The organism is Pseudoalteromonas sp. TB25 (genome assembly GCF_000497995.1).
GTDB lineage: Bacteria > Pseudomonadota > Gammaproteobacteria > Enterobacterales > Alteromonadaceae > Pseudoalteromonas > Pseudoalteromonas distincta.
Genome location: NZ_AUTI01000050.1, coordinates 1 through 3,433 on the forward strand (window position 1 = coordinate 1; position 3,433 = coordinate 3,433).

General features: G+C 38.5%; 2 protein-coding genes and 2 pseudogenes. 2 read left to right on the forward strand and 2 right to left on the reverse strand.

Translation table 11 applies throughout. The annotated features are described in order from the left end of the window. Positions 1-865 (forward strand): alkaline phosphatase D family protein (locus L652_RS0100910; RefSeq protein WP_024603193.1); only part of this gene is annotated, 865 nt, incomplete at its 5' end. A 60-nt stretch (positions 866-925) separates the two neighbouring features. On the opposite strand, the pseudogene L652_RS1000000125660 reads toward L652_RS0100910, so the two are convergent. Together L652_RS1000000125660 and L652_RS0100920 are read right to left on the reverse strand one after the other, a co-directional pair. Further along, a pseudogene (locus L652_RS1000000125660) lies at positions 926-2,389 on the reverse strand (cellulase family glycosylhydrolase). Positions 2,390-2,789: 400 nt separating this feature from the next. After that, entirely contained in the window at positions 2,790-3,140 is a 351-nt protein-coding gene (locus L652_RS0100920; protein ID WP_002962450.1) for a hypothetical protein, read from the reverse strand. Positions 3,141-3,325: 185 nt separating this feature from the next. On the opposite strand from L652_RS0100920, the pseudogene L652_RS1000000125260 reads away from it, so the two are divergent. Continuing rightward, positions 3,326-3,433: pseudogene (locus tag L652_RS1000000125260) on the forward strand (hemolysin III); the annotation flags it as partial.

Consider the following 3,433-nt stretch of genomic DNA (forward strand, 5'->3'; position numbering starts at 1 on the left):
CGAATGGCTGCCAATTAGACCGCCTATGGGCGAACAAAGCCCGCAAATATACCGCACCTTCGATTTTGGTAATTTAATAAGCTTGCACATGCTAGATACGCGCGTAATAGCACGCGATAAACAACTCGCTTACAGCGACTATAAAAACCTAGAGACCAAACAAATGGATGTTGCGCGCTTTGCCAGTGATTTAAATAATCCAAGTAGGCAGTTACTAGGTAACACACAACTAAACTGGCTCACGAGTGCAATAACTAAATCAAATGCAAAATGGCAAGTATTGGGCCAGCAAGTATTGATGACTAAAATGTGGCTACCTACTGAAATATTCTCGCAATCCGATCGCACTAAAATACCGCAGGTGTTAAAAGAGCTTGTTGCCATTAAAAAAGCCGTTTTAGCTAATAAAGCGGAAACACCCGAGCAACTCGCACGCGTAAATACTTTAATGCCTTACAATTTAGATGCGTGGGATGGTTACCCAAGCGAGCGCGAAGCATTATACAAAAGCGTTACTGCATTAAATAAAAAGCTAGTTGTAGTTGCAGGTGATACGCACAATGCGTGGCATGGCACATTAAAAAATGCAAAAGGCGAAAGCGTAGGAGTAGAGTTTGCAACACCAGGTGTTACATCCCCGGGTATGGAGCATTATTTAGCGCTTAATACAGCACAAGCAAAGCAAATGGCTGACTCGCTTTCATTGCTAATAAACGACTTAAACTATTGTGACTTATCACACCGTGGATATATGTTACTGACGATTACTAAAGAGCAAATCACAACCGATTGGCGCTATATAGATAACATAAACTCCCCAAGCTATAACATAGTTAACCAGCATCAAAGTGTTTATAAAGGCTAATACTTTTAAAAAGAAGGTAAATGTATTATTTACCTTCTTCGCATATTTTATTTAACGCGTTTAACTACAGCTATAGATAAGCGTCCACGAAGCATCACTTCCTGGAATGCTGTTTGTATACCAATTTGCGCTGTATGCATTACCTTGATATTGCATTTTATCGTCTGTGTTATTGTGAGTAAACGCACCGGCCGAATAATCTTTTTTTACCCAATTAGGATATGTATTAATACCATTACAATCTGTTGAACTTACAACACTGCATCCGTTTGTATCAACACTTGTACCAGCGGGTGTATCTGGGCACTGATCAATATCATCATTCACTCCATCGTTATCCGCATCGCTTTGTGGTTCAACTACTTCAACAACGCAACCTACATTATTAACAGTTTCACCTACTGGTGTATTAGGGCATTGATCAACACTATCGCTAATACCATCGCCATCGCTGTCAGTTACTTCACAACCAATACTATCAACCGTTGTACCTGCGGGAGTATTATCGCACTGATCAAGGCTGTCACTTATACCATCTCCATCAGAGTCTAAAGCAACCGTACTACCACCCCAACCTTGAATGATCTCTTTAACTTTAGCGCCTGAAGCGGTTAATGAATTCCAACTACCGCCTGGGGTAAATAACGAAGCACCTTCGTTTTTATCGTTTAAAGCCCAGTTAGCGTGGCTAATATTGTTTGTTTTAAAAAATGCCATCCATTAATATTAACACCCATTGCCATCAGCATTAACTGTTCCCCACTCTGTAGCAAATAGTGCAATGCCGTTATCGAGTGCTGTTTGTGCTTTATTTCGATACGATTGACCATGCGTGCCAGCATAAAAATGTAGAGTGTAAGCAATATTGGCGCGATCAATTGGGTTTTGTGATGCCACATCAACATCTTGCGACCACGTAGGTGTACCAACCACAATTAAGTTATCAGGGTCGATTGCTCTAATTTTATCAATAACTGTTTCTGCGTAAGGCTTAATATCGTTAACCCACGAAATTTGTAACGGCTCGTTATAAATTTCATAAATAACATTGTCGTACTGCCCATATTTAGTAGCTACCTCTTCAAAAAAGCGAACTGCAGTTGCTTGATAGGTATGTGCTTCATGGCTATGAAAATCAATAATAACGTACATATCTTCGCTAATAGCTGCGTTTACAACAGTATCAAGACGGCTCATATTGCCCTGCCAATCAAAGTTCAAACTACCACCAGTACTCGTACCATGCCCAATAGCTGCACGAATTAATGTTGCATTAAATTCAGTTTTTGCCTTTGCTACTGTTTGTGCTGTATAAAACTTTTCAGCGCCCCAACCGGTGTTACTCCAAAATAGGCTAGGTCCTGCAAAGCTTGTGTTTTCTCCACCTGCAAGAATTTGATTCCCACTCACCGTTAAATTTTCAACAGCGGCATTGGCCATAGTTGAGCATCCTAATAATAAAGTTAACGATAAGCTCGCCACTTTAAAATCCTTTCTTTTGTGATTATTTGAACTGTTATTCATCGTATTTCCTTAAATTGAAATTATCAGTCGTCATCGTTTGACGTAATAAATTGACACCAAATCAATACTTAATAGTTAAACAAAGTTAATTTGGCGAGCAGAAAGTACCATTTATTTATTAACATTAAATTAATAAAAAGGTACAAGGAGAAGGGTTTTAATTAACTAAATATCAACAAGTGAGCGATTTAACGAGGTTTGAGGATTTTACTGGGTATATACAGGAATTTACACGATGTTTACATGGTGCAGGCGAAAATCTCGGTTACAAAAAATATGTATAAAAATGGAATAAGCGGTAATAATAATTATTACCGCCATCAATAATAGCTAAATATCAGGGATAAATATGCGGGAAGAAAATTAATAAGCCAACCAAACCGAGTTCTGATTAACTGGCTTATTTTTTAGTGGGCAGCGCTTTTCTGCCCAAACGATATGCATCGGCTATGCTCAGCACCCAAATTATAATCATTAAAGGTACGTACTTATATTCAGCGAGCTGAGCGCAGGCGTTAGATGGTTGTTGCGCGGCTTTTAAAATGGCCGTAACCGACATGGGGATTTTTCCGTTTACAATTTCATTTGCAGTACACTGTGCAATCGCGAATATATCTTGAAAGGTTAAAATTAAAAGAACAGAGAATACACCCGCAAAAATAGCGCCTATAAGGTGTTTTTTTAAAGAAAAATGTCCCGCTCCAGGATAAACAATGGCGGTAAGTAAAGCAGCTTTTAGATCTTGTTTCATGGTTATTTCAGCTCGTAATATGTATTACACTAGACACCAACATAGTGAATTAATTCTCTTTAAAATCAAGTAAAAGCTAAAGTAGTGTATCAAATAAAGTTATTTAGAATTACTCACAGCTAAGATTGAAACTTTCAGCGTACAGCTGTACACTGAAATTAATTCCAATAGTGGTAGGAACAGTTATGTCGTTAGAAGCGCCTTATTCCCGTAAAGAAGAGAAATTAAACGTAATCAGCCATGCACTCGGTATTATATTTGCCGCGTTTGTTATGTGGGATTTATTTAGCCAA

Bases quoted from the DNA above. Each gene is read 5' to 3' on its own strand.
- L652_RS0100920 (WP_002962450.1), bottom strand. From the start codon at position 3,140: ATGAAACAAGATCTAAAAGCTGCTTTACTTACCGCCATTGTTTATCCT.